Raw genomic sequence first — 26,947 nt, forward strand, 5'->3', positions numbered from 1 at the left:
TCAGATCACCTTCTTCTGTTCAAGAGCTCGTATTATGTGTTCGGGAGTGTAGGGTTTCCCGTCAGACCTCAATATATTCTCATCAATTCGTAATCCAGTCTCACACTCGAAGAGCCTCGCAAACTGTCCGGTTGCATTGTTCTCCACGCAAACTAGCTTTCCCGCATCAGCCAGCATATCTTTTATTGCATCCACCGGCAAAGGATATACATGGGTAAAATGCAAGTGGTCGACAGCATGACCTTCGCTTGTGAGGATGTCCACAACTTCCAGAAGTGGGCCGTATGTAGAACCCCAGCCGATCAAAGTGATGTCAGCTTTCTTATAACCATAAAGCTTTGGAGCTTCCATTTCCTTCTCCAGAAGCTTTAGTTTCTTCATTCTCTTCTCGTTCATCAGGATACGGTTATCGATCGTCTGGTCAAGATGACCGGTCTCATTATGTTCATCACTGTCAACGACAACTGTAAATCCTGCCTGACCTGGAATGGCCCTTGGAGATATGCCGGTGGGTGTTAATTCATATCTGTTGTACTCTTTTTTGTCCTTAAGTTCATCATCAGAAAGCAGATGCCTGTCTATCTCTATCTTCGAAGTGTCGAACTTCTCACAGGTGAAAAGGGAATCTGCAAGGTACTGGTCACTCATTACAAATACCGGGATCTGGAACTTCTCTGCGATATTGAACGCCTTTGCTGTCAGATAAAAACAATCATCAGGCGTCCCAGGTGTCAGTATGCATCTTGGGAATTCTCCCTGTGCAGCTGTCAGAACGAACTGCAGATCACCCTGTTCGGTCATTGTGGGCAGACCTGTGGCAGGTCCCGGTCTCTGTGAGAGGAATATCACTGCAGGTGTTTCGGTTATCCCTGCAAGGCCCAGTGCTTCGGCCATAAGGCAGAAACCTCCGCCTGATGTGGTGGTCATGGTTCTCACACCTGCATAGGATGCACCAAGGACCATGTTCAAAGCAGCGATCTCATCTTCCGCCTGTTCGACAACAACATTGAAATCATCGGCTTTTGCGGATATATAGGTCATAACACCTGTTGAAGGTGTCATGGGATACGCTGCCAGGAATTGAACTCCTGCTGCAAGAGCGCCAAGGGCAACGGCATCATTGCCTGCAATGAGCATCCTTCCATCCTTGCCCAGAGGCTCTTTTACGGCAAACTTACATGCTGAAGGGAAGTTATTTTTGGCGTGATCATAGCCTGCACGTGCTGCTTTTATGTTATTCGCAATTATTTCATCGCCTTTTTTCTGGAAGGTCGCAGTCAATACACGTTCGAGATACTCAAAATTGAAGCACATAAGGCCCAGCGCAGCACCGATTGCGACAGAGTTGGAATAGATCTTGTTCCCGCAAACATCCTTTGCGATCTTCAGCATTGGAACATGGAAGAAAGAATCATTCATCTGTTCTATCTTGATAACATCAGTGTCAACTATTACAACACCATCAGATATCTCGTTCAGATGCTCGTTGATGGACGCCTCATCAAGAGCTATCAGGATATCGACTTTCTCGGTCATTGCCCTTATCGGTTCATTGCTTATACGTACCTGATAAGTATTGTGTCCACCCCTTACCCTTGAAAGATAGAACTGAGTAGTAAAAACGTTGAAACCACTTTTCTTGAATGTCTTTGCGAGCACTACGCCGATGGTCTGTAAACCCTGGCCTGCGGCACCGCCTACTTTTATCACAAGGTCTGTGTTCATATTTTGTCCCCTTTGATAATAAGATAGTTTTGATCAGAAACTTCTCTTATGCTGCGTTCTCATCAACTTCCCACAATCCGAAGGTGTTCTCTTCGGTATCCATACAAACTGCAAGATGGCCCCAACCTGGAACAGGCATCTTTGGCTGTAACACTGTCCCTCCGAGCTTTTCAACACGAGTGCAATAGTCTTCAACCGATGCAACTTCGATGAAATTGGTTATTCTCTGTTCAGGACTTCCACGAAGCCCCATGCCTCCGCCGACCCCTTTCTCCCCTTCGAGGGATTCCGTCTCTATGAAGTAGTAGTCCAGAGGTCCCGGAACTTTTTCAAATTTCCAGTCGAACAGTTCGGTATAGAACTCCTTTGCCCTGTCAATATCGTTGGCAGGCAAGTCAAAATGTGCAATCGTCGGCATAGATGTATCACTCCCAAATTTAATATGACAGTTAATCGATTTAAGGTTTGGGTAAGTGATGGAGTAGTAATAAAAAACAAAAAAGAACCAGAAATATCGATCCAGTAAGGATGGTCCTTTATTGTCAGAGTTACATTAATTGAATATCGCTGTTAATATCTTCAAGGGTATTGCAGGAGGTCATTATCATTGCTTTTTCAATATCTGACCTCATATAATCTATCAAACTTCTAACCCCTTCCGCACCATGGGGGACAGCCTCACGTACTATTGGACGACCGGTCAATACATGATCAGCACCCAGGGCAAGCATCTTCACAACATCAAAACCGGTCCTTACCCCACCATCGGCAGTTATCACTACCTTTTTGCCCTTTTTACTGTTCCTGATGGTTTTCACTATATTAGGGAGAACATCAGCAACTCCGGGGGTAGAATCAAGAACACGTCCGCCATGGTTTGAGATGCCTATTATATCTGCACCTGTTTCTAGTGCTGCCAGTGCATCGTCTTCACACATGATCCCTTTGACCATGAAAGGAAGGGAGGTAGAGCGTTTTAGTTCCTTAATATCATCGATGGTTTTTCTGACCACAGGTTTTCCGGCAAGGGTAAAATTAACCGATCCGGCACCGTCAATATCCACGCCAACAGCTATAGCTTTGGACCTTTCGGATTCTTGTATAAGTTCAATAAGAGTATCCTGTGAGCGTGGTTTGAAAATGTTGACACCATGTCTTCCTACACTTTCCAGTGCAGTTATACCCGGGTGGACTTGAAAATCCTTTGCTGTATCCCCTGTGAATCCAATGAGTCCATCAAATTAGCATATAAATTCTCTCATTCTAATTTGATGGATTCTTATAGAAATAAGGCACTAAGGATAAAAATGTGGAGAATGGGCGTTGTGTGCCCATTATTGCTAAATGCACTTTAAAGTTACACATTTAATAGTGCTCCACAGGTGGTTTTGTAGTTTGTATTACAGGTAGCCTTCCATTTCATCGAATTGAAGATACCTGTAGATCTCATCCTGTTTTGGCTCGATCTTCTCCCTGTAAACTTCCATGTACTCATCTACCGTGGGTATCCTGCCAAGGTTGGAGATAACCGCTCCAAGCTCCGCTGAGCCAAGGTAGACCTGTGCTCCGTCACCCACGCGGTTGTCGAAGTTACGGGTGCTGGTGGAAAACACTGTGGAGGCATCCGGTACACGAGCCTGGTTCCCCATACACAGTGAGCATCCCGCTATCTCGATGCGGGCACCGACCTGGCTGTACACGGAGAAAACTGACTCTTCCCTGAGCTTTGCCTGGTCCATCCGGGTAGGAGGGCATATCCAGGTACGGACATCCGGGTTGAATTTCTGGTCATGCCAGATCTCGGCTGCTGCGCGGAAGTGACCGATGTTTGTCATGCATGACCCTATAAAGACATCCTGAATAGTGGTGCCTGCAACCTCGGAAAGCAGCTTGACATCATCAGGATCATTTGGGCATGCAAGGATCGGCTCTTTAATGTCCGCAAGATCGATCTCTATGACGGCGGCGTACTTTGCATTCGGATCCGCTTTTAGTAGTTTCGGGTCTTCCAGCCACTCCTCAACAGCATCTATGCGCTTTTGGAGAGTCTGTGCATCGTTGTACCCGTCCTCGATCATCTTTTTCATCAATGCCAGGTTGGAGCGCAGATAGGTGGCTACGGGCTTCTCATCAAGCTGGATGCAACCGGCTGCAGCTGAGCGCTCTGCAGCAGAGTCCGTCAGCTCGAATGCCTGCTCGGCTGTGAGGTCGGGTAACCCTTCAATTTCCAGGATCCGTCCGTTGAATATATTGATCTTGTTCTTCTTTGGCACGGTCATAAGACCCTGCTTGATAGCATAGTATGGTATGGCGTTGACCACATCACGCAGGGTGATTCCAGAATTAAGCTCTCCACTGAAACGTACCAGCACGGATTCGGGCATATCCAGAGGCATGAAACCCAGAGCTCCGGCAAAGGCTACCAGCCCGGAACCTGCCGGGAATGATATGCCTATCGGGAACCTGGTATGAGAGTCGCCACCTGTACCCACGGTGTCTGGAACCAGCAGGCGGTTAAGCCAGCTGTGGATTACCCCATCCCCCGGATGCAGGGAGACCCCGGCACGCTCAGAAACAAAATTTGGCAGTGTCCTTTGCATCTTCACGTCCGCAGGCTTGGGGTAGGCTGCGGTGTGACAGAATGACTGCATGAACATGGGAGCCTGGAACTTGAGGCAGGCAAGTTCTGTGAGTTCGTCAGCGGTCATGGGACCAGTGGTGTCCTGGGAACCGACAGTGGTCATCATCGGCTCACAGGCGGTGCCAGGCAGAACTCCATCTACGCCGCATGCGCGACCAACTATCTTCTGTGCCAGGGAGTAAGCCTGTCCCGGTTCAGGCTTCGGATTATCGGGTTTAACGAATATGTCTGTCTCAGGGAGACCCAGTGCCTCGCGAGCCCGGGTGGTCAACGACCGACCAATTATGAGGGGAATACGACCGCCTGCGCGGTATTCGTCCGGAAGGGTGTTGGGTTTGAGGTCTAAAGTGGAGAGTACATTGCCTTCTTCATCTGTTACTTCGCCCTTTACGGTATTGATGGTGATGATATCGCCGTGCCTGAGCTTGCTGATATCCATTTGCAGAGGAAGAGCGCCTGAGTCCTCGGCTGTGTTAAAGAAGATAGGAGCTATAGCAGTGCCGATGATCACACAGCCACGGCGTTTATTTGGGACATATGGTATGTCCTTGCCGATGTGCCAGAGCACACTGTTGCAGGCGGATTTGCGGGAAGATCCGGTTCCTACCACATCAGCGACAAAGGCAACTTCGTTTCCTTCCTCACGCCATTTTGCCATTTCCTCAATGCCTCCCGGGAAGCGGGTATTGCCCATTTCCAGTGCATGAAGAGGTATGTCGGGGCGACTCCATGCAGCACTGGCGGGGGAGAGGTCGTCGGTGTTGATCTCGCCGTCAACCTTGAATACCCTGACAGTTATGGTCTCAGGGATCCCTGGTCTGCTTGTGAACCACTCAGCGTTCGCCCAGCTCTCAAGAACTTTTCTAGCAGCGTCATTTGTCTTTGACAGTTCCAGTACGTCTTCAAAAGCATCGTAGACCAGGGTTATGCCTGAAAGTGCACAGGTAGTCTCATCTGCTACCTCGGCATCCCCGAGTGCTTCGATAAGATACTTGACATTATAGCCGCCGATCATGGTTCCCAGGATCCGGGTCGCTTCCTTTTTGTCGATAAGCGGTGAATAGACAGCTCCTGCCAATATATTACCAAGGAAATCTGCCTTGACCTTTGCAGCAGGGTCTACACCAGGAGAGATTCGTTCCCTGAACAGGTGGAGCAGGAACTCTTCCTGGTCTGCAGGAGGATTTTGTAATAACTCACAAAGTTCAGAAGTCTGTTCCGGATTCAGAGGAAGTGCAGGAATTCCCTGGGCTTTCCTCTCTTCTTCGTGTTTTAGATAAGATTCGATCATCTTTTTCCTCCATAAGAAATTGCATTTTCGGCTGCATTGGCAACTGTGTAGCTTTTTCTTCTCTGGTTACTTTAAAACAGTATTTGATTGTATGGGATATGATGCTGATAATCGTGTTTGCTGTATATGACATTAACGGGGCAACAAATGAATATCTTTTTTGAATGAGCCTAGTCGAAGGCGAGATTGCAACTTCCATGACTTTTCGCTGGAAATCGGTGAGATGTCAGATATCAAAGCTGCACGCGCACTTGTGTTCGTTGCAGACAGCATCACTACCGACCACATCTCCCTGGCAGGTGCAATTCCACTACTGATTCTACTAAATCTTCCAAATCCTGAAATATCCCTGAAGGCTTGATTCTAAAATAATATTTAATCGTCCAGCCCTTTCCTGCCGAAAATGTAATTAGCCACCCTCAAAGCATCCTTATCTCCGGTAGCCTTTTCTACTGAATCGCTAAGTTTCACCACCGGTATACCATCGATCTTGTGTAGCTTGATGACCATGTTCAGAGGAGGGTTGTAACTGAAAAAGTCCGAATTGTTCGTCAGGGTTGTGCCAATACCGAAACTGCAATTTATTCTGCCACTACAATATTCTTTCAGTTTTACAGCATCACTTACATGAAGCGAATCACTGAATACGAGCACTTTTTTCATGGGGTCGATACCAAGCTTCTTGTAATGTTCGATAACCTCATCTGCGAACTTGATCGGGTCACCACTGTCATGCCTGACACCGTCATAAAGTTTCGCAAGCCCAAGGTTGAAGTTCCTAAAGAAAGGCTTTGAACCGAAAGTATCACTGAGGGCAATACTAAGATCACCTTTGTACACCTTTACCCAGTTATCAAAAGCAAATTTGTTTGCATTCCTTAGACCCACAAGGGCGGAATTTCCCATTATCCATTCATGGCCAATGGTACCTATCGGTCTCACACCATACTTCTTTGCAAAATATACATTGCTGGTGCCGGAAAATGAATCCAGTTTATGAAGGACCTCGATAACCTTATCATGTAATTTGAACCCTCTTCGGCGTCGGGTCCCAAATTCAGAGAATACACAGCCATTGGAATCCAGTTCCCTTCCCATCTCGCCTATGAAAGTACCATAATCATCCATTAGAGCAGTTTCAGTTTCGACGCAATTGGTTGCAGATATTCCTTCCCCTTCGTTATGTACTATAGTAAAATAAAGTTCCGAAATTGTTGACATGAGTACGATCTCCCACAATATGGAACTGTGCCATGGACCATCGATACAGAGTTCAAGCTCATTCTCTTCTGTCAGAATTATCTTCACTTCTTCCGGATCGAAACGGAAGTTCTTCAGGTATTCAATATATGAGGGTTTAAAAAAAGGACAATTGTCTTTGAGCCAGATAGATTCATCCTCGGAAAGTGCCATTTTGGAAATATCCTCATCGATGGTACGCCTAAGCTCATTCACGAACTCATCTGTAAAACTCTGACCGCCCCTATTGATGAAACGGTATTCAGCGCGTGCATCCGGGAACAGTTCTAACACTGCCATCTGCATTGTAAACTTATAAAGGTCATTGTCCAGTATCGATCGGGTCACTTGAGCTCTTCCCTGATTTGAATTACCTATAGGATTCTACATATCAAAACCAATATATAAAAGGACAGGCTCACAAGAGGAACTCACTAAAAAAACGGAAATCACGGGGGCAAAATAATGGAAGATCGGACAAAAGGCATCATCTACATGCTTACGACCGTTATCCTTTGGGGTTTCTCTTTCATAGGTACAAAGGTCCTGTTGAATTATCTGGACCCCGCGACCATAGGTTTCTTACGTTTTTTCATTGCAACAATTCTTCTGTCTGCTATTTGCAGAAAAAAAGCCGATTATACCAGAAAAGAACTACAATACGTCATGATCGCCGGTTTTCTGGGAATTACAAGTTTTTACATGTTCGAAAATGTAGCACTCACTTATACAACGGCTACGAACGCATCACTAATAGGTGCTACTGTGCCGATTTTCTTCTTGGTTACAGTTGACATTCTAAAGCGCACATTTTCAAACCCACTCAAATACTTTGGGATGCTCATTGCCTTTGTAGGAGTCGGATTACTGATACTTAACGGAAAATTCAACCTTGCACTTAATCCCCTTGGTGATCTTCTAATGTTCGGCTCGGTCTTCTCATGGGTATTCTATACTATCATAATAGATAAATTAAGGTCGAAGGATATGCTCATCCTTTCCCGTGACATCACTCTGTCAGGTACGATATTTCTGCTCCCATTTGCACTTTTTGAGGCAAGGAACATGAGGATCGACATTGTTTCACAGTCAGACCTTCTAATAGTTATTGTTGCCCTCATGTATCTGGCTATACTCGCTTCTGCTCTCGGATTCCTCTTATGGAACAAGGCAATAGGCCTAACAGGTTCAAGCACAACTACTAATGGGCTTTACCTTATCCCTCCAATAACCATTCTTGGAGACAGCATAATTCTTGGAAACATACCGAATCTATACGTTCTTGTGGGGGCGGTGTTGGTTCTTGCGGGTGTGTATCTTTCAGAAAGGGCTTAAAAGCAATTATGTGAGTCCATGGAATGTATTGATCACTGGGTCAATAAGATATGGATACTTGGAGGTTCAGTGTACATGGGTATGAATAGAAACTTCGTTCTCTCTATAAAATGAAAAAAGTGGGCATGTACTTGCTAAGTACTTTATTGGAGAATGTTTGGGAATCAGTTGTTTAAGGTCCAAAGGTTTGAAAGGAAAGTGAAGTATCACCTTCGCTTCCTCAATACCAGATAAGCACATGAGAATATTATCATCAATATGCCGTTTGACAGTAATGGAAGCCCCATGCTTTCGGACTGTTTTTTTTCTTCATCTGATCCCGATGGACTATTGCTCGTGCTTATATTATTCGCTTCTGAACTCAGATCTGTAACTTCTGCCTGCTGTGAAGAACCAATGATGGCAAAAGGTGAGAATCCGGGCGTTGTGGCCTCAAAGTAGATGTATTCCATATCCTCCCTGAGCATTGTGGTAGAAAGTTGTGTCCACTTGTCACCATGGTTCCTGCATAGCGTTATTGTCGTTTCATCAATATCATTTTCAGCGATCCATGACTTGCTAACTTTAAACCCAATGACTGGATCTGCAATGTTGTTCTCTGTTGCAAAACCTGCTTGGCCAACCCAAATGTTCATGTGCTGATAGACTGTACCCGGTGGAGTGTCTGTAACAAGTGTCGATTTCCCGTTAAGAACTTCGATAGTTGCTGATATCCTTCCTGAGTTCTTCAATGAATAGAATCCAATGTACTCGATCTTGTCTTCTTCCTCTTCGAAGTAATAGGTGACTTCTGAATCTTTATTGATAAATATAGTCTTAACTTCTTTCAGTGCAATGTTCTCGAAGGCTTCACCGGTGTTGCCGGAACCTCCTCCGCCGGATGAAGACGAACTGGTTTTACGTGGGGTACTAGGCAGAGGTATATCAATAGTGAAATTAATCATTGATGATCCCACATTGCCTACTGTATCCTTGGCGAACACGGTAACATTATGTTTACCTTCTGGCAAGGTTAGTGTAATGTTTGGAGTAAACGTATGATTGCCTGTAGCGTTGACGTTGTACATCCAGTTTATCACATCCTCATCAGCAGATACGTTTAGGTTAACAGTATTTGTGGCATACGTGGTGTTCTGAGGAAGTTCGATAGTCACTGTAGGCGCTGTCGTATCAATAGTGAAATTAACCATTGATATCCCCACATTGCCTACTGTATCGTTGGCGAACACCGTCACGTTGTGATCCCCATCAGGCAGGCTAATGGTAATGTTCGGCGTAAATGTATGGTTCCCTGTCCCGTTGACGTTGTACATCCATATCGCCACACCCTCATCAGCAGATACGTTTAGGTTAACAGTATTTGTGGCATATGTGGTGTTCTGAGGAAGTTCGATAGTCACAGTAGGCACTATCGTGTCAATACTGAAATTAACCATCACTGATGCCATATTGCCTATTGTATCGTTGGCAAATACTGTCAAGTGATGTTCACCATCTGGAAGGGATAGTGTGGCGTTGGGACTAAACGTATGGTTGCCTGTGGCATTGATGTTATACATCCAGGTATCCACATCTAAATTTGCAGACACATTCAGAAAGATCGAACCTGTACTATAATTGTAACCTTCCCGCGGTTCATCCATCGTTAAGCTGAAAACAGGTATATCTAGCACATTAACAGTCGTTGAATTTGCTACACTACCATTGGTTACCGATATTGTGGTGTTGCCTGTAGTGTGTGCTGTAAATAGTCCTGAAATTGCATTAATGGTACCAACAGTCTGATTCTGAGAACTCCAGACAACATTAGCATCAATTGAATAATTATACTGGTCGAGTATCTCATCGTTGAATTGCAGAGTTTCTCCTTCATAGATGGTTGCATTTACTGGATCAAGTATTATCGATGTAACCTGCGGATCATCGGTAAATGCCTTGATGCAGATGCTTGTATTTTCATAATCTAAGGTTATATCGGTCCATGAAGTTCCATTTGAACTGATGTAACCTTCACCGGGATTGGCGGTTGCTTTGCTGCTGTAGTTTTCAATTGGCTTCTCTATTGCAACAAGTTCGGCATAATCCGGATCAATGAATTTAATTACAATAGAAAAATTCTGATCTTGTTCAAGTTTTACAGGATGGTTTAGGTCGATCGTATGGTATCCTGCGTACTCAAAGGTGTCGGATGTGGAATATACATATCCTGAGGAGTTAATAGGTCCTTGGTCCGGATTTTTATGGATGTATAGTTCATAGTCCGTCATCTCATCCGGTGTGTAGAAGCTGACAGCATTCAGATATTCATCTGAACCTGCTGTGAAAATGTTTGCAGCCCATGAAACATTGATAGTAGCATTTTCATACCCTATATTACGTATATGTCCCAATGGATCATACTGGTAGATATTATCGTAATTATCCACATCCTCTGTACCGATAAAGACCGCTACCTGACCAGTATTATCGTTAAATGATGCTTCATAATACGATATATAGAAATACCCGTCATCGCCAACAGTGGTATTCCAACTGTTCTTGCAAATAAAAGCACCGTCATCAGGAGGGGTGATGTTAAAATTTTCCTTTGGATAGGAATCGTTCCAGCCCACCAGGGCAACAGCATGGCCCCCTATATAATCAGTCCCATCAAAATAGTAGGTCAGACGTTTGTCATCGAATCCAGCCCAATTGACATAAAAATAAGAGAATACTGCACCATAATCCATGACTGCACTTTTCAAAAAATCGTCATCATGTGAATTGTTATATTCCCTAAATGGAAGGTAAAGAACTTCCTGAACATGTTTTCTTTCAGGGATGCTGGTGTTCGAATAAATTGATGTGTCATTATATGGTTCATCAGATTCATTGACCGGACCGGTCCAGCGGGCTAGGTAAGCCAGTGCCATTCCACTAGTTCCGCCACCATTGGAATTGCGGTCAAACCCTTCGGGATAATTATTTGATAATAGATTCTTCATATGATTTTCGGAAAAATCATAAAATCCGTCGTCAAGGATCATGCATGATTCAAGAGATGCGTATACCGCATGTGCCCAGCAACTGCCTGAGTGTCCTTGGTCTCGCACAGGAGTTACCCTGCTCTCATTGCGGAGATCGTAATATGCAGGCAGGGTTTCCTCAGATGCTGAGAACAGATAAATGTCATTTACACTGGATGTGTAACTTTTATCTATATGTGAATTGTCGACCGGGGATGGAATTATACCATTTATAGAATATCTTTCCCTTATCGATTCGTCTGTATTTAGTGAGGATGATTGAATATGGGTGTCCTTATCCACATTTTCTTCCAGTTTTTCCATATAATCAATGAATTCCGGATTAAGCGGGGCCATATTTACTGCCGGAAATGTAGTTTCATTTATTGCAGGTGAATCATTACCCGCAGGTGCAGCAAGTGCAACATTAGCTATACAAAATAATAATATTGTGATGGTAATTATTCTGATCGATTGCATAAACACAATTCCTGATTATCCATGATTGTTGAAAATTCGAAGGGAACATATACTGTTACATAAGTATGACTTGTTTTTACACATCTGGAATATTGTTTACTAAGTCCTTGAGTTTGATAAAAAGGTACGATATTATGTCATATAAACATTTTTATATTAATTCAGTAGTTCACATATTTTAGTTTTAATTCATTGGATCATCAAATTAGAATAGATAAATTATGAGCTAATTTGATCATCTCTCTATCTCGCTTAATCATATAGTTAATTTTATATGACATTGGAACTAATAAAATATTACTCATGGGGGTGAGGGATTTGATTATGGTTACTTTCAGTTACAATGGAGGTAATACCATGGAATCAGTAGTAAAACAAACATCAAATGGACCATTTGTTCTATTCGTATCGATACTTCTGGCAGCTTTTGCAGGATTTGCAATACAGATGTATTGATCTTCCTTTTTTTGCAAGATCGGTCCTTTCGCTTGAAATGAAACTTTGAAATGAACCAATTATTGGAATAAGTGTAACTCTTTAGATATTCAGAATAAATGGAATTCCATGTCTGGACTGGGATACAAAATAAAAGACTTATCATAAAAAAAGATATGAGAACTGAATTTCATCGTTTTTCAGTTCTCATCATTAATTCATCTCTCTCACTCATATCTCAAAGCATCCACCGGATTCAGCTTAGCTGCACTCTTTGCCGGCATGAAACCTGCGACAAGACCAACTCCTATGGAAACCAGAGTAGCCACAATTGTAGCCTTAACGCTCAATGTGAATACGAAAGGTATTTTCAATTGCATTGATATCAGGTACACTATCACTTGTACAAATGCGGTTCCAAATATGATCCCTATTAAACCGCCTACAAGCCCTATCAATGCAGCATTGCAGAGGAATATCAGAAGAACATCCTCATTTCTGGCACCTATGGCCTTCATAATGCCTATCTCTTTAGTCTTTTCAAGTACGGAAGTGAACATGGTATTGGCAATACCCACAGAACCCACTAATAATGAGATTCCTGCAATGAACGCAAGGAATGCGGTCAGACCTGATATCAGTTTATTTGTGCTTTCCATCATTTCCTGCTGGGAATATATATAGAAATCCTTTGTATCCTCATTGACACGTCTTGATAACTTGAGCTTTTTGTCCATTTCATCAAGTGCAGGTTGTAGCTCTGCATTCTTGTAGAGTTTAACTTCTATGGAGCCATAGATGTCTTTTTGCAGATTCGAATATTCATCATCCTGAGCCATTACGTACATGTCCTCATATGGCATGAAAACACTGCTGCCGAAAAGACCTCCCATTCCACCAAGAAGGCCATCACCTTTTGCAAGAATACCGACAACACGATATGATCTTCCGTTCAACAGAATAAGCTGGTTAAGTCTTATCTTCTTATCCTTGAATGCTTCATTGGCAAGATTATCAGAGATAACTACCACGTTTTTGTCGCCTGCTTTAAGCAACCTTCCCTCACCTATATCTTCGGTGGTCATCTTTGACCAGACCTTCGGGTCAACACCGCTTATATATACCGATGTCTCCTCATTGCCCATACTCAGCATGGCGCCAGAATCAACTTTTACATTGATGTATTCGATAGCAGATATTCTTTCAAGGGTCTGCACATCTTTTTTTGTCAATTGTGCTTGAGATTCTGAACCGGGATCATCAATGTACTTATTCGTTTCCTTATCCTCGACCACAGGTTCGCCAACACCTTCATCCTCATACATTTCAAAAGGAATGGAAGCAACAATGGTTATGGTGTCTCCTCCAAAATCTTCAAGTGTCTTCGTTACTTGATCCTGAAAATATTCGCCGGTAGTTACAACTGTCATAACAGAAGCAATACCGATAACAACACCTATGATAGTCAGCCAACTGCGTAATTTGTTGGCCTTGACCATATTCAGTGAGATTTTGAATATCTTTTTCGGTTTCATTTTTTCACACCTCAGGACTAGCCTATCAGAGCTTTTTCTTCTTATAGAGGACAAAACCTGCACCACCAAGAAGCGCAAGTGTCAGAATAAGTAAATTGTTGACACTCCCTGATGATTTGCTCTTAACAGCACTTTGTGATGCATCAGGTCTTGATGCATAAACTGACAATTCTTTGTCCTGTATCTCTCTTTCACCGTCACTTGAAGTATAGGCTATCTGGAACTTCAAAGGTAAGGATTCGCCATAATTGTCAGGGATCAAACCAAAATCTGCAAGGGTATAATCACTTTTTTGAAGGCTTCCCAGAACTACAGAATTAGAACCACTGCTCATACTCCATCCGTCCTGCTCAGGAATGGAAACGGTAACTGAACTTGCCTGATTATTACCTATATTGGATACTGAGAATGAATAGGCTCCACTCATTGTCTGTTCGACGAATACGATATCGAAATCCGTTCCACCGCCAATGTAGATACCTGCTTTACTTTCAATGGTCTTACGTTTCTGGTTCTCAAGTGTTCCAGCCTGTGTTATTGTTTGTAGTTCTTCGACATCATCATAAGTGAGTGTCATATCAAGTTTATACAGTCCAGGCTTAGTGTTAACATTGGTCAGCACCTGGAAATCAACTGTTGTATTCCCATCGATATCAATGAAATTGATGTATTTCACATTACTTGAACCGACAGGCAAAACAAGGTCGCTTGTGCTTTCCCAGGAGAACATTGCGTTCTTTAGCGGGGAATTGCCAACATTCTTTATTACAAATGACAGATTCGTTTTCTTGCCCGGAACCAGTTTTTCAAGGCTGATAGATTCTATCTCTGCATTTGATTCACTATCAACATCGATATAGAACTCACGGGAAATACAGACATTGTCTTTGTTGCCCTGTTCATAGACCAGCACTTCCAGAGGATACTGGCCTGCATTGACATTGTTATCAACAAGCATTTCGAATTTTACGACCTTGCTTCTATCATCCTCATAACGCCTTCCCAATTTTCCTACATTTTCAATGAGGTTCGAGCCTGATACTTTCTTGAATGGATATTTTGGAACCACTTCAACAACAAGGTTTCCTGTTTCACTTGAACCGGTGTTCTGGATGGAATACCTTACTTCAAGGACATCACCCGGTTTTACAGGATCAGGTTTCTGGTTGAGCATATCTACCATTATTCCTTTGTCAAGAGCATTTATGGCCATGGCACTTTGCACGAAGGGCACTGTAATTACTACGCATAATATCATTATTTTAAGGATGAATTTTAATTTCATAACAAGGTCTCCTTTTTTCAAATATTATTATTTTGATCATCGTTCTTTGAAGAATTATCATTTATCTCATCGTGAACCACCATACCGTCCTTCAGAACGATATGTCTTGCAGCGTATTGTGCAAGGTCCATGTCGTGGGTTACCATCACTACGGTCTTACCTTTCTCTTTCCATAGTCGATAGAGAATAGCCATAACATCACGGCCTGTCTTACTATCCAGCGCTCCGGTGGGCTCATCCGCAAGAATAAGTTCAGGATCACAGGCAAGGGAACGTGCAATTGAAACACGTTGTTGCTGTCCACCTGAAAGCTGACTTGGTCTGTTGTTCAGTTTGTCAGACAATCCTACAAGTTCAAGGGCTTCTGTTGCTTTTTCCAGAGCAATGTCATCTTCAACTTCCTGTATCTCCAATGGCAGGAGGACATTCTCAAGAGCTGTCATTCCGGGAATAAGGTTGTACTGCTGGAAAACAAAACCGATGGTCTTGCCCCTGAGAGTTGAAAGATCGGACTCGGTCATGTCTGCTATATTTCTGGACTTTAAGAAAATATCACCTTCGGAAGGAACATCAAGACATCCTACAAGGTTCATCATTGTGGATTTACCACTGCCGGAAGGGCCGATGATAGCAGCGAACTCGCCGTATTCTATCTCGATACTAACTTTTTTCAGAGCATCTACCTGCACTTCACCCATTTGGTATATCTTCCAGACATCACGAAATTCTATAAGCGGTTCTGTCATATCTTGCATAATATCAATACTGTATATAAAAGCAAGGGGTAGTTGAAAAATATAGTTCAACTACATTTTCTTTATATATTGCCCCGTTTATAGTAACACCCATGGATCGAAGTGTTCTTAATTCAACAATACCACAAGAGCTATTGGATCTTTCTACCGATATAAATTCGAGCTATAGTACAACAGATATTGTACTTGATCTGATCTCATATCCATTGATGGCAATTCTTGCATTGATGATATACTTGGAGATCTCGAAGATATATTCTATCAGTCAGTATCAGGGACTTAAACATTTCAAGAACGCTTTTTTATTCTTTGGAATAGGGAATCTTTCATTCCTTACAGTTGTGATCTCATTTATAATGCTGAAATTCTCCATTTTAATGGGAACATATTTTTTTCTTATTGTGGGAGTACCTGCATTGGTCCTTGCTTTATTTGGATTCTGGATAGCCAGGTCTGAATTGCTTTACACAATTACATGGAGGCATTTTGATTCCATCTCGACAAAGAGGGTAATCAAAGCATTATTTTTCATAGGTCTGATGTTCTTTGTATTCATAGATCTGATAATCTATAGTTTATTGAGCGAAGCATATGGATTTGCAATGGGAATGGTCTATAAAGGTTTAATTTTTGCTTTGATACTATTATTAATTAAGAGCAATCTTAGGTCTTCCGGAAGGATGGGGTCAATAAAGCATCCATATTATCTAGGGCTTATCATGCTTTTTACATTGAATTTTTTGGGGATTTTTGCAGACCTCATAGCAGAGTCCAGCATTGCAACAATTTTTATAAATGGGCTTACAATTACCGCTTACATAATTATCCTTAAAGGTATTAGAAAATGGAGTCGCATTCTAACAATATGAAACCTTTCCAGAAAAGAAGCCGTCTGGAGATTATAAGGGATATTCTCAAAGTTATACGCGAATCCAATAACTCTATCAGTCCAACAAAACTCCAAAGGTTCTCAAATCTTTCTTTCCAGATGTTCGAAGAATATGTTAATGATCTTGAAAAGAAGGGGCTTATTGAAGCCAAACCCTATAGGGAAAAAAGGAAGATATATTCGCTTACAGATAAGGGGAGAGCTTTTCTGGATAAATATCAGGATTTTGTGAATTTCCTTGCAGATTTTGGTCTCTGAATAACGCATACCTTTTTTAAAATCGCTCTGATATGTATTTATGCATCCTCCTTCAAAAAAATTAAAGTTCTGAGAACATGTACTAGTATGTAGATACAATATTTCTATCAGTATTGATTTCCAAAACATGATGGTGGAAAAAGCTATGTATAAGTTATATGCAAAGTCATATGTTCACTATCGAAAAAAACAATAATTGAAATAATCGTAATTATGGAGGTCTATATATGACATTCTTAGATGATAAAATGCCAGAAGCTTCTAAAGCCTTTGGAGATCTGCGATCTGCTATATTCAGGGCAAACGCGCTTGACATAAAAACAAAAGAACTGATTGCAGTTGCATCAGCAGTCCTTATGCGTTGCGAAAAATGTGTGAAGATCCATTCAGAAAGGGCAAAAGAGAAGGGTGCAACTGAAGAAGAAATAGCTGAATCGATCTCCATTGCAATGTTCATAGCGGCCGGATCGCAATTACACTGGACAGATGCATATGACGAAATACTTGATGGTACAGAAGAGTGATAAATAAAAGTAGGACGATTATATTTTTAATGAAATGATCAGGCTTTAGTGGTTTCTGATCGTGTTGTGTAGTTCTGTATGCACTCATAAAATAAATATTACATATATATTTTATAATTTTTTTAAAAAGAGACAAATGAGATCTATATAATATTTTAGAGGATTGAAACGTTTGATCAATAATAATATTTATATATGAAAAAGTAAGAGATATCTGTGATTTATTTTTATCTTGAGGTGGTACATTAATGAATAAATCGGCATTTAGTCTGGTTATAATTACTTCTATAATATTAGCAACAAGTATTCCTGCTCAATGTATGGGGTATGATGCCAGATCCTTCAATGATGAAGGGGTAGCTCTGACATTGAATGGAACCTATGATAGGGCCATTGCGAAATACGATCTTGCACTTGTATCCGATCCCGATTCCCGAGTTGCACTTGAAAATAAGGCAGCAGCCCAATTTCTTTTAGGTGACTATGAAGGGTCTATCATCACTTACGATCATATTCTAAAGTTACAACCTGAATCTCCACTGATTCTTACTAAAAAAGGCATAGCACTGGAAAAAAAAGGAGATTATGGAGCTGCTATTGAAACATATGATAGAGCTCTTATGTATCTTACTAGATATATCTCAAGCATCACTCTGAATGAAACAAGCGAATTGAACGGATCAACTTCTACAACTTCTACAACTTCCACAACTTCTATTGTAGAAGAGATTGGAGTTGACGAATCAATGATACTGTATCATAAAGCCAAGTCTCTTGAAGGACTTGGAAGGAATGAGGAAGCAATTCAACTTTATGAACAATTCATTGAGATACAGCTTGAGCATTCAACAACTCTTTATGAAAAAGGTCTTGACTTCGCAGAAGATGGTAAGTCGGAACAAGCTGTTGAACTTTATGATGAAGCACTACAGGTCGATCCTGATAATACGACCATCTGGTACTCAAGAGGGCAGGCATATGATAGTCTTGGTCTCTATGAAGAAGCTATTGTATCCTATGACAAAGCGATAGAGTTCGGTCCCAACGATGTGAATGCATGGTGGAACAAGGCGCTTGACTATGACAAGCTCGATAAAAAGGAAGATGCTATTGTCTCTTATGAGGAAGTACTTGTTCTTGATCTTTACAACGCAGAAGCATGGTTCAACCTTGGGGTTGCACTTGAAGCTACTGGCAATTATTTCGAAGCAATAAACAGTTTTGAACAGGTTCTATTACTCGATCCTGACAATCTTGATGCATGGCACAAAAAGGGACTTGTTCTCAATAAAATGGGAAGGTTCGATGAAGCACTGGTCAGTTATGATAGTGCATTGAAGATCAATCCGGACAACATTGCTAAAATATATGCATCCAATCCAGCAATAGCAAGCTTGAACACCAGTCAGCTTGCTGGATCATTTGTGGCCCCCCCTTCATTTAATAGTGATTCTGCAAAGATATGGTACGACAAAGGTACTCTTTATCTTGAACTAGAAGACTATGATGAAGCGGTCCTTAGTTTTGAAAAAGTTCTTGAAAATGATCCAAATCATGCGATCGTATGGTATAAAAAAGCTATTGCACTCGACAAATTAGGAAATTATAATGGTGCTATCATATGTTATACTGAAGCATTGAAAAGAGACTCATCCTGTGCAAATGTGTGGTATCAGAAAGGATATGACCTTGATACTACTGGAAGGTATTCAGAAGCTGTTTCCTGTTACAAAGAAGCTGTAGAACTCGACCCACAGTTCACTCTTGCATGGTATGCACTTGGTCTTGATCTTGCCCATATGGATGAACATAGTGAAGCAATTGCTGCATATGATCAGGTTATTGGACAGAACCCTACTTTTGCTGATGCCTACTATAGAAAGGGAAGGGCCCTTGATAAGCTCGGTTCGTATCAAGATGCGATCGGAAGCTACAGTACTGCTATTTCATTAGATGGTTCCAACTCTGCTGCAAGTTTCCAGATGGAGGCAGATATCAGTCGAGTTGAAAGATTAGATCATTCATCTACTATTCCAAAACAGGATATAAGTCCTATTATAGACATTTTTGAGATCATAAAGAGTATCTCAGGTATTAGTGATTATGATAAAGCCATAATGGAACAGAAAGATATTGATCTTATCGGTATTGTTCCCGATGGACACGATGCATGGGTTGCCAAAGGTGGTTCTTTATTTGCAACAGGAAGTTATAGTGATGCTCTGTCAGCATATAATAAAGCGATATTGATCAAGCCAAACTCCAGTACCACTTGGTATATGAGAGGGCAAACATATGAAATGCTTGGGGATGGATCCAGAGCAATAAACAATTACGAAAAAGCCGTTGATATCGACAGTGGGTATAAAGCTGCATGGTTCGCTCTCGCACAGAACGTCTACAAGTCAAGTAATTATTATTATGCGATCCAGGCTTATGACAGCCTTTTGAAGATCGATCCGGAAAACAAGACCGCATTGCTCCATAAAGGCCAAGCTTATGATAAGATCGGTCTTTATGGAAGTTCACTGGCCTCTTACAACAAACTTCTAAAGATCGATAAAGGTAACACTGAAGCATGGTATCTGAGAGGAGTTGCTTCCTATAATCTTGGAAATTTCGAGGAGGCTGTGTATTCCTATGATAAGTTCCTTGTATCAGATCCACAGAACATTGAAGTGCTACTTGAACAGTCTCTTGCACTTGAGGGTCTTGGAAGCTTTGAAAATGCGATCGCCAACTATAATGAAGTATTGATGTTGCAAGTAAACGATTCATCGGTGCTTATGAAGAAAGGCAATGTTTACGAAAAGCTTGGGCTTTACAAGGATGCGAATGATTGCTACGATATCGTTCTGGCAAATGACCCGGCGAACAGTCTCGCATTGAGCAGGAAAGGTTTCAACCTATATATGCTTGGAGATTATATTGGTGCAATGGACCACTACGATAAGGTAATTGCAGTAAATCCATACGATGCTGCTGCATGGTACAATAAAGGAAATTTGGCTTATCTGACAAGTAGTTACGCAGGTTCGACACAGTTCTACCTTAAAGCTGTCGAATTGCAGCCAAATAGTATCACTGCGTGGTATAACCTCGGATATATCGGCAATATAGATGGGGATGTGGAAGCAGCTATCACATACTATAAAAAGGCACTAGCCATCGATCCAAATGCAGCTTCTGCAATGTATAACAAAAGGTTTGCACATTACAGGGTAGGACAATCGGTTTCCGCGGAAACTGAACGCAAGAAATTGGAAGCACTTGATCCTGACTTCATAGCAGCGCTTGACGACAGGGGAACAAAGTTCTTTACGCCGGACGAATATGATCCAGCGATCGTGTATGAACTGCCAAGCAGATGGTATGATGGTGAAGACCTGCTGGAAACAAATTCAGTAAAGGAATGAGATCTCAAAGGTCCATTCCTTTTTTTTAAAGCAAAGACCACCTTTTCTGATAACTAAAATAAAAGAGAACAAAAAAGAAAAGGCATATCCTGAAATTGAGTTTTCAGGATATGCATCGCTTCATCTAAGTTCAGCTGAAATCCTCAAGACCATCAAGGTCAAGGGTTGCAAAGTAATCTTCAATTGTTTCTGCTCTTCTGATCTGGACAATGCTGCTGTCCTCTCTTAACAATAATTCAGCAGAGCGGAGCTTACCGTTGTAGTTGAATCCCATTGCATGTCCGTGAGCCCCGGAATCATGGATCACAAGAAGGTCTCCACGCTCTATTTCAGGGAGCATTCTGTCAATTGCGAACTTATCGTTGTTCTCACAAAGGGAACCTGTAACATCATAGAGATGGTCTTCCGGTTCGTTCTCCTTTCCAAGAACGGTTATGTGGTGGTAAGCACCGTAAAGCCCCGGTCTCATGAGATTTGCCATGCATGCATCGGTACCGACATAATCCTTGTAGATATGCTTAAGGTGCCTTACTTCAGTGACAAGATAGCCATAAGGACCTGTGATCGTCCTGCCGCACTCAAGGTATATCTTCAACGGGTCAAGACCGTTCGCCTTGATGCTCTTCTCATATTCATCACGGACACCTTCTGCAATGACGTCATAAGGAACAGCTTCCTGGTCTGGCCTGTAAGGAATACCTATTCCGCCACCAAGATTGACGAAATCGAAACGAATATCAAGCTCTTTTGAGATCTCAACTATAACTTCAAAGAGCAATTTTGCCGTTTCAACAAAATATGATGGTTCGAGTTCGTTCGATGCCACCATTGTGTGAAGGCCAAAACGCTTGACACCTTTTTCTTTCAGAATTCTGTATCCCTCAAAGAGCTGCTCTTTTGTAAATCCATACTTTGCTTCTTCTGGATTTCCAATGAATGCATTACCTCCCTTCAATGGGCCGGGATTGAACCTGAAACAAACAAGCTCAGGAAGCCCCGCTTCTTTTTCAAGGAACTCGATATGACTGATATCATCAAGATTAATGATCGCTCCAAGTTCTTTGGCCTTGACAAATTCCTCTGCAGGAGTATCGTTGGAACTGAACATAATATCCTCGCCAACAATACCTGTCTTCTCTGCGAGCAGAAGCTCAGGAAGTGAACTGCAATCAGCACCAAAGCCTTCTTTTTTCAGTACCTTGAGGATATAGGGGTTTGGGAGTGCCTTAACAGCAAAGAACTCCTGGAAGCCTTCTACTATACTAAAAGCATCTTTGAGTTTTCTTGCATTGGCTATGATCGCTTTTTCATCATAGATATGGAATGGGGTTGGAAACTGTTCCTTTATTTCCAGTATCTGTTCTTTTGTGAATGGAAGTGTCTTTGATACCATGTCCTTTAAGTCTCCTTTATTGTTTCTGAAGCACTCTACTAACTTTAAAGTTAATACTATTTTCGATAAGAAAATTGTTTCCGGTCAAGAGAGAAAGTAATAGGACAACATATGCAGGTGCTATAATGATTTTTATATGATGAAAGTTGGAATCTATCTATGAAAGAGTTATTCAGCCTTCTGGAAAACTCCAGCTATTGTGTTGTCCTTACAGGTGCAGGAGTATCAACATTTTCAGGTATATCGGACTTTCGGGGAAGTTCCGGAATATATAATGAATTTGATGCTGACCTCATTTTCTCGATCGATCACTTCAAGAAAGAACCATCATATTTTTACGGACATTCAAAGGATCTCATCTACGATCTTAAACACAGACAACCAAGTATCGTACATAGGGTGCTCTCTGAACTTGAAAGGCGAGGGATAATAAAAACTATAATAACCCAAAATATTGACATGTTGCACCAGAAGGCTGGTTCAAAGAACGTCATTGAAGTCCATGGTTCTCCACAAGAACATTCCTGTCTTGCCTGCGGAAAGAAATATACTTACGAATATATTGCAGTCCTGCTTAGAACAGAAGATGTCCCGACCTGTAACGAATGTGGAGGACTGATAAAGCCTGAGATTATTTTCTATGGGGAAATGCTAAAGCAGGATGTAATTGAAAAAGCAATCGAAGAAAGTTCAAAGGCTGATCTTCTATTGGTTCTCGGATCGACCCTTGTGGTTCAACCTGCTGCCAGTTTGCCACTTTACACAATCAAAAATGGGGGACATCTTGTTATTGTGAACAATATGGAAACACCCCTTGATGGATATGCAATAGGGCTATACAAAGACCTTGGAGGTGTGTTCGTTTCCATTGCAGAACATTTCTATATTGACCTTTGATAAAATTTTAATCAATAAACTATAATAATATACCTGCAATATAGGACACCAAGATGAATTTGATACCGGATTTTATCAAACGGAACGATCCATGTGCACACGGTCAGTTGGTACTGTCGATGATCTTCATGTTCACGTTCCTTGCATTCCCTTTTCTTAAGGTTAATGTTCTGATAATCATATTTCTGGTTATGCTTATAGCTTTCAGGTATCTTGAAATCAAGCCACATCTATTGAAAGGGCTTGACACGATGCTAAGGACGAGATCAACACAGGCATTTGTCGCTTCGATCCTAATACTGTTCCTGGTAAGTTTCGTACTTGATTCCTTTGCCTGCAACTATCCGATATTCGTAATAGGACAGGTCGTTGCCATCTCAACGATAGGGTTAGGTTCTGCAACGGTGGTTCGCTGTCATAAGGAATCAACATACATGTCTTTTATGAAGGGGAAATCTCCGGAAAGGGACCTAAAAAATGATGAGGTGAGGATCAATTTCATACCCTCAAGCATTACGATGCTTATAGTTGGAATAATCTTTGCATCACTGGCTGGTTTTTGGATAGTCTACTGGCAGGGTGCGAACATATCCTACAATATGGTATTCTTCGTGGCAGTTATAGGTTCAATAACTGCCGGATTGTTCGAATCGATCCCTTCAAAGATAGATAAGAACATATCTATCCCACTTGGCTCAGGTATGGCAATGTGGCTTTTCTTCTCGTTTGGATATTCGATCCCAACGAACCAGATACTGTTCGCACTTCTCTTTTCGATGTTCCTCGGTTATCTCGCATATTATGCAAAGATAGCTGACATCTCTGCTTCCCTTAGTGCAACCCTTATAGGTGTACTGATAATCGCATTTAGTAACATCTACTGGTTCATACTCCTTCTGACATTTTTCATTCTTGGCGGTATTTTTACTAAATATAAGTACAAGCTCAAGGAATCAATGGGTATCGCAGAAGGAAAGGGTGGGGTTCGAACATACGAAAATGTGTTCAGTAACAGTACAGCCGCCCTTATACTTGCTATTGCATATGGTATCTATCCCCAGTACAGCGAACTGATCATATTTGCATATCTTGGCACAGTAGCAACAGCTGCTGGCGATACTCTTGCAAGTGAGATCGGTACGACGGCACAACAGCAACCAAGGATGATAACAACTCTGAAACCCGTGCAAACCGGTATTGACGGCGGGGTGACATTACTTGGTGAGCTCTCATCGATCGGCGGGTCGGCAATAATCGCAATTTTCGCGATCATGTTCGCAATGGTCGACAGTTTTTATGCAGCCCTGGTCATAACGGTCGCTGGAGGATTTTTGGGCACGAACATCGACAGTCTGCTTGGGGCAACACTGCAGAGCAGGGGCTTGTTAACCAATAGTGGTGTAAATTTCGTTGCTACTTTTGCAGGTGCAATTATTTCTGCAGGAATGTATTTGCTATTGTTCTAATAAGGATCAATGTTACAATGAAATTGTATTCTAAGCAGATCATATTTTTTACAATGATTCAGCAAAGTTCAAATATCTTCTGAAACAATTTCTAACTATGAAAATAAAAGGTATTGCCAGGGACACTCTGGATTTCATTCTAAAAGTGAGCGAATCATCCTCACCGAATGAATTTGCCGGTTTGTTACAGGAAAAGGACGGTGTGATCACAGAGATCCTCATACTACCCGGAACCGAGTCCAGCGAGATAAATGCTGTCATAAAGCTCTTTATGATGCCTAATGTTTCCTCTGTCGGTTCGGTTCACAGCCATCCAGGGCCGAACATAAGGCCATCTGATGCAGACCTGAGGCTATTTGGTAAAACAGGTAACTGTCATATCATTGTTGGTTATCCATACGATGAAAATAGCTGGCAGTGTTACAATGCAGATGGTGAACCTGTAGAACTTCCAGTACTGGATGTTAAACTGGATGATGAAGATATTCTTTGAAGTGTCACCCATATGTTTTAAGAAGAAATGAAACCGAAGTATGGGATCTCGAATTGTAAGATCTAATTCAAATCGAGAAATAGATATTTTTTACAATTAAAAATTCATGCAGGGGAAATTTCATCACCTATAAATGTAGCGTATGATGTCGTTTATACGAGTTTAAACTGAATCTAGCGAAATCCCGAATTTGGTCTGGCGCCTAACGTTTTGCTGTTGTACATTTCTGCTATGATCGAACTAAATGTTCTTCAATCTATGGGAGATTCGATCTCAGATAGCTTGTTACCGAGATTTTCAAGACGCTTGTACTCTTTTTTAAAATCAAAATTACTTAAGGGTCTACTAATAGCTTATTCCAATATTGTATAAACTGTGCATTTTTTGTGGGGGGTTTATCGAAAATTTCTTTAACAAACAAAGATGCTACTCCGCATCCATCCAATTGTAATTGGAACCATATGCAAAAAAAGTTTAGACCCTTACCAATGGTACTTACCTACCGTCCTAATTTTGTGTTCTTAGAAGTTCATATCCCACGTAGTACAACTTAGTAATGTAGTGGTACGGGTATGGTACAGTTTTGGCTATCGTAATTTGGTACGTTGCGAGAGTGTTTACTGTATTTGATATATTTGCCTCCTTAGTGGAGGATCAAAAAGACATTTCACCGAGACATACAAAATGTCCAGGTAAGATGCATCCATTTTGGCCGCTTTCTTTAACAAACAAAGATGCTACTCCGCATCCATCCAATTGTAATTGGAACCATATGCAAAAAAAGTTTAGACCCATAGCAATGTTACTTACCTACCGTCCTAATTTTATGTTCTTATAAATTCATTTCCCACGTAGTACAACTTAGTAATTAGGGGTGGGGTATGGTGCAGTTTGGCATCGTAATTTGGTACGTTGCGAGAGTGTTTACTGTATTTGATATATTTGCTTCCTTAGTGGAGGATCAAAAAGACTTTTCACCGGGACATACAAAATGTCTAGGTAAACTGCATCCATTTTAGCCGCTCTGAATGAAACGAAATCTGAAGTAGGAGGAAAAGGGAATGCAAATTAGAACAATTCTTATTGTTGCAATGTTATGCCTTGCTATGTCTGGTATAGCAGTTGCACAACCTGCAGATGAATGTTGCTGGGCAGAGGCAAGTGCGGCAAGTGCAAGTGAACTATATAACTTGACATATCCAAAGGACACACTTTCATGCGGGGATGTGGATGTTGGTGTGATCGTTGACGGTAATAACGTAACTGTAGAAGTTATATTTTTATCCCCGACATACCTTTCAAATACTACTAGTATCAAAACATTTGGCTTGAACACCGTAGGGCTTACTGAAGCCAATGTAACTGGTATCACTGGTGCAAATCGAACACTGACTGGGGTTGACAGCTTTTCTGCTGAATTTGGTAATCTCAATACAACTGTTGGTTTTGTTACCAGTGAAAAGACCCTTGGTCCTATTACAATAACATTCGATGGTCCTGTAGTGCTTGTACCAAATTCTCTGAACTTTAATGCAGCTGTGCATCTTATCGGACTTAATGAAGGTCTGAGTGTCAAGGTTGCAGATGGTGAATGTCCAATTCCTGTTGCTGCAGAAGATATAAAATGTTGCTGGGAAAAGCCATGTGGCACCCCAGTTGAACAATGTGACCAAGAAACTACTTTTGTACTTTATGAATCAAATGCTACGATTGTAAAGACAATCCACGGCTATGTATATGTTGACATGGAACCCGATGTAAATGGTGTTGGTCAAGATATTATTACCGCCGGTGATATTCGTCTTTCTGAATGGCACACAAATTACGAGCCTAACACCAAGGTTATGCCAGAGGATCTGGACAACTTAGATGTTGTTGAGACTGT

At 41.6% G+C, this 26,947-nt stretch carries 20 protein-coding genes and 1 pseudogene; 10 read left to right on the top strand and 11 right to left on the bottom strand.

Features of this window, described 5'->3' with window-relative positions:
• From KDK67_RS03780 to KDK67_RS03795, 4 genes are all read right to left on the bottom strand, one after another.
• Positions 1–1,725 carry a 2-oxoacid:acceptor oxidoreductase subunit alpha gene (locus KDK67_RS03780; RefSeq protein ID WP_250867501.1) on the bottom strand — a complete coding sequence of 575 codons (1,725 nt, stop codon included), beginning with the start codon at positions 1,723–1,725 and terminating at the stop codon, positions 1–3.
• 46 nt (positions 1,726–1,771) lie between these two features.
• Positions 1,772–2,143 carry a VOC family protein gene (locus KDK67_RS03785; protein ID WP_250867502.1) on the bottom strand — a complete coding sequence of 124 codons (372 nt, stop codon included), beginning with the start codon at positions 2,141–2,143 and terminating at the stop codon, positions 1,772–1,774.
• 130 nt (positions 2,144–2,273) lie between these two features.
• Positions 2,274–2,789, bottom strand: a complete 516-nt coding sequence (locus tag KDK67_RS03790; protein ID WP_250867503.1) for an alpha-hydroxy-acid oxidizing protein — start codon at positions 2,787–2,789, stop codon at positions 2,274–2,276.
• Positions 2,790–3,125: 336 nt separating this feature from the next.
• Positions 3,126–5,657: a bifunctional aconitate hydratase 2/2-methylisocitrate dehydratase gene (locus KDK67_RS03795; protein WP_250867504.1), complete on the bottom strand. Its 2,532-nt coding sequence runs from the start codon at positions 5,655–5,657 to the stop codon at positions 3,126–3,128.
• Between the two features lie 223 nt (positions 5,658–5,880).
• Here KDK67_RS03795 and KDK67_RS03800 point away from each other — a divergent pair, with 223 nt between their 5' ends.
• Positions 5,881–6,018, top strand: coding sequence for a hypothetical protein (locus KDK67_RS03800; protein WP_250867505.1), 138 nt, complete (start codon positions 5,881–5,883; stop codon positions 6,016–6,018).
• Positions 6,019–6,032: 14 nt separating this feature from the next.
• Here the strand turns inward: KDK67_RS03800 and pncB are convergent, their stop codons facing one another.
• Positions 6,033–7,244, bottom strand: coding sequence for a nicotinate phosphoribosyltransferase (gene pncB, locus KDK67_RS03805; RefSeq protein ID WP_250867506.1), 1,212 nt, complete (start codon positions 7,242–7,244; stop codon positions 6,033–6,035).
• 117 nt (positions 7,245–7,361) lie between these two features.
• Here pncB and KDK67_RS03810 point away from each other — a divergent pair, with 117 nt between their 5' ends.
• Positions 7,362–8,231, top strand: a complete 870-nt coding sequence (locus tag KDK67_RS03810; protein ID WP_250867507.1) for a DMT family transporter — start codon at positions 7,362–7,364, stop codon at positions 8,229–8,231.
• Between the two features lie 206 nt (positions 8,232–8,437).
• Here KDK67_RS03810 and KDK67_RS03815 read toward each other — a convergent pair whose 3' ends face one another.
• The 4 genes from KDK67_RS03815 to KDK67_RS03830 form a co-directional block, all read right to left on the bottom strand.
• Complete coding sequence (locus tag KDK67_RS03815; RefSeq protein WP_250867508.1) at positions 8,438–11,716, bottom strand: PGF-pre-PGF domain-containing protein; 3,279 nt, start codon at positions 11,714–11,716, stop codon at positions 8,438–8,440.
• Positions 11,717–12,378: 662 nt separating this feature from the next.
• Positions 12,379–13,686, bottom strand: a complete 1,308-nt coding sequence (locus KDK67_RS03820) for an ABC transporter permease (RefSeq protein WP_250867509.1) — start codon at positions 13,684–13,686, stop codon at positions 12,379–12,381.
• A 25-nt stretch (positions 13,687–13,711) separates the two neighbouring features.
• Positions 13,712–14,971, bottom strand: a complete 1,260-nt coding sequence (locus tag KDK67_RS03825; protein WP_250867510.1) for a COG1361 S-layer family protein — start codon at positions 14,969–14,971, stop codon at positions 13,712–13,714.
• Positions 14,972–14,988: 17 nt separating this feature from the next.
• Positions 14,989–15,726 (bottom strand): ABC transporter ATP-binding protein, encoded by a 738-nt coding sequence (locus KDK67_RS03830; protein WP_250867511.1) that lies wholly within the window; start codon positions 15,724–15,726, stop codon positions 14,989–14,991.
• 92 nt (positions 15,727–15,818) lie between these two features.
• Here KDK67_RS03830 and KDK67_RS03835 point away from each other — a divergent pair, with 92 nt between their 5' ends.
• The 4 genes from KDK67_RS03835 to KDK67_RS03850 all read left to right on the top strand — a co-directional run bounded on the left by KDK67_RS03835 (position 15,819) and on the right by KDK67_RS03850 (position 20,813).
• Complete coding sequence (locus KDK67_RS03835; RefSeq protein WP_250867512.1) at positions 15,819–16,595, top strand: hypothetical protein; 777 nt, start codon at positions 15,819–15,821, stop codon at positions 16,593–16,595.
• Positions 16,592–16,873, top strand: a complete 282-nt coding sequence (locus tag KDK67_RS03840; protein ID WP_250867513.1) for an Sso10a family chromatin protein — start codon at positions 16,592–16,594, stop codon at positions 16,871–16,873. Before KDK67_RS03835 ends, KDK67_RS03840 begins: the two co-directional genes overlap by 4 nt.
• A 227-nt stretch (positions 16,874–17,100) precedes the next feature.
• Complete coding sequence (locus tag KDK67_RS03845; RefSeq protein WP_250867514.1) at positions 17,101–17,397, top strand: carboxymuconolactone decarboxylase family protein; 297 nt, start codon at positions 17,101–17,103, stop codon at positions 17,395–17,397.
• A 248-nt stretch (positions 17,398–17,645) separates the two neighbouring features.
• Entirely contained in the window at positions 17,646–20,813 is a 3,168-nt protein-coding gene (locus KDK67_RS03850; protein ID WP_250867515.1) for a tetratricopeptide repeat protein, read from the top strand.
• 130 nt (positions 20,814–20,943) lie between these two features.
• Here the strand turns inward: KDK67_RS03850 and KDK67_RS03855 are convergent, their stop codons facing one another.
• Complete coding sequence (locus KDK67_RS03855; protein WP_250867516.1) at positions 20,944–22,206, bottom strand: diaminopimelate decarboxylase; 1,263 nt, start codon at positions 22,204–22,206, stop codon at positions 20,944–20,946.
• Between the two features lie 159 nt (positions 22,207–22,365).
• Between KDK67_RS03855 and KDK67_RS03860 the strand changes: the two genes are divergently transcribed.
• The 3 genes from KDK67_RS03860 to KDK67_RS03870 all read left to right on the top strand — a co-directional run bounded on the left by KDK67_RS03860 (position 22,366) and on the right by KDK67_RS03870 (position 25,062).
• Positions 22,366–23,103 carry a Sir2 family NAD-dependent protein deacetylase gene (locus KDK67_RS03860; protein ID WP_250867517.1) on the top strand — a complete coding sequence of 246 codons (738 nt, stop codon included), beginning with the start codon at positions 22,366–22,368 and terminating at the stop codon, positions 23,101–23,103.
• A 53-nt stretch (positions 23,104–23,156) separates the two neighbouring features.
• Positions 23,157–24,569: a TIGR00297 family protein gene (locus tag KDK67_RS03865; protein ID WP_250867518.1), complete on the top strand. Its 1,413-nt coding sequence runs from the start codon at positions 23,157–23,159 to the stop codon at positions 24,567–24,569.
• 97 nt (positions 24,570–24,666) lie between these two features.
• Positions 24,667–25,062, top strand: a complete 396-nt coding sequence (locus KDK67_RS03870) for a Mov34/MPN/PAD-1 family protein (protein ID WP_250867519.1) — start codon at positions 24,667–24,669, stop codon at positions 25,060–25,062.
• A gap of 188 nt (positions 25,063–25,250) precedes the next feature.
• Here the strand turns inward: KDK67_RS03870 and KDK67_RS03875 are convergent.
• Positions 25,251–25,412, bottom strand: a pseudogene (locus tag KDK67_RS03875) (IS5/IS1182 family transposase); the annotation flags it as partial.
• Positions 25,413–26,123: 711 nt separating this feature from the next.
• On the opposite strand from KDK67_RS03875, the gene KDK67_RS03880 reads away from it, so the two are divergent.
• Positions 26,124–26,947 (top strand): hypothetical protein (locus tag KDK67_RS03880; RefSeq protein ID WP_250867520.1); only part of this gene is annotated, 824 nt, incomplete at its 3' end.

This window comes from Methanococcoides seepicolus, from assembly GCF_023684405.1.
GTDB lineage: Archaea > Halobacteriota > Methanosarcinia > Methanosarcinales > Methanosarcinaceae > Methanococcoides > Methanococcoides seepicolus.

Bases quoted from the DNA above. Each gene is read 5' to 3' on its own strand.
- KDK67_RS03780 (WP_250867501.1), bottom strand. From the start codon at position 1,725: ATGAACACAGACCTTGTGATAAAAGTAGGCGGTGCCGCAGGCCAGGGT.
- KDK67_RS03785 (WP_250867502.1), bottom strand. From the start codon at position 2,143: ATGCCGACGATTGCACATTTTGACTTGCCTGCCAACGATATTGACAGG.
- KDK67_RS03795 (WP_250867504.1), bottom strand. From the start codon at position 5,657: ATGATCGAATCTTATCTAAAACACGAAGAAGAGAGGAAAGCCCAGGGA.
- KDK67_RS03800 (WP_250867505.1), top strand. From the start codon at position 5,881: ATGTCAGATATCAAAGCTGCACGCGCACTTGTGTTCGTTGCAGACAGC.
- KDK67_RS03810 (WP_250867507.1), top strand. From the start codon at position 7,362: ATGGAAGATCGGACAAAAGGCATCATCTACATGCTTACGACCGTTATC.
- KDK67_RS03815 (WP_250867508.1), bottom strand. From the start codon at position 11,716: ATGCAATCGATCAGAATAATTACCATCACAATATTATTATTTTGTATA.
- KDK67_RS03820 (WP_250867509.1), bottom strand. From the start codon at position 13,686: ATGAAACCGAAAAAGATATTCAAAATCTCACTGAATATGGTCAAGGCC.
- KDK67_RS03825 (WP_250867510.1), bottom strand. From the start codon at position 14,971: ATGAAATTAAAATTCATCCTTAAAATAATGATATTATGCGTAGTAATT.
- KDK67_RS03830 (WP_250867511.1), bottom strand. From the start codon at position 15,726: ATGCAAGATATGACAGAACCGCTTATAGAATTTCGTGATGTCTGGAAG.
- KDK67_RS03835 (WP_250867512.1), top strand. From the start codon at position 15,819: ATGGATCGAAGTGTTCTTAATTCAACAATACCACAAGAGCTATTGGAT.
- KDK67_RS03840 (WP_250867513.1), top strand. From the start codon at position 16,592: ATGAAACCTTTCCAGAAAAGAAGCCGTCTGGAGATTATAAGGGATATT.
- KDK67_RS03845 (WP_250867514.1), top strand. From the start codon at position 17,101: ATGACATTCTTAGATGATAAAATGCCAGAAGCTTCTAAAGCCTTTGGA.
- KDK67_RS03850 (WP_250867515.1), top strand. From the start codon at position 17,646: ATGAATAAATCGGCATTTAGTCTGGTTATAATTACTTCTATAATATTA.
- KDK67_RS03855 (WP_250867516.1), bottom strand. From the start codon at position 22,206: ATGGTATCAAAGACACTTCCATTCACAAAAGAACAGATACTGGAAATA.
- KDK67_RS03860 (WP_250867517.1), top strand. From the start codon at position 22,366: ATGAAAGAGTTATTCAGCCTTCTGGAAAACTCCAGCTATTGTGTTGTC.
- KDK67_RS03865 (WP_250867518.1), top strand. From the start codon at position 23,157: ATGAATTTGATACCGGATTTTATCAAACGGAACGATCCATGTGCACAC.
- KDK67_RS03870 (WP_250867519.1), top strand. From the start codon at position 24,667: ATGAAAATAAAAGGTATTGCCAGGGACACTCTGGATTTCATTCTAAAA.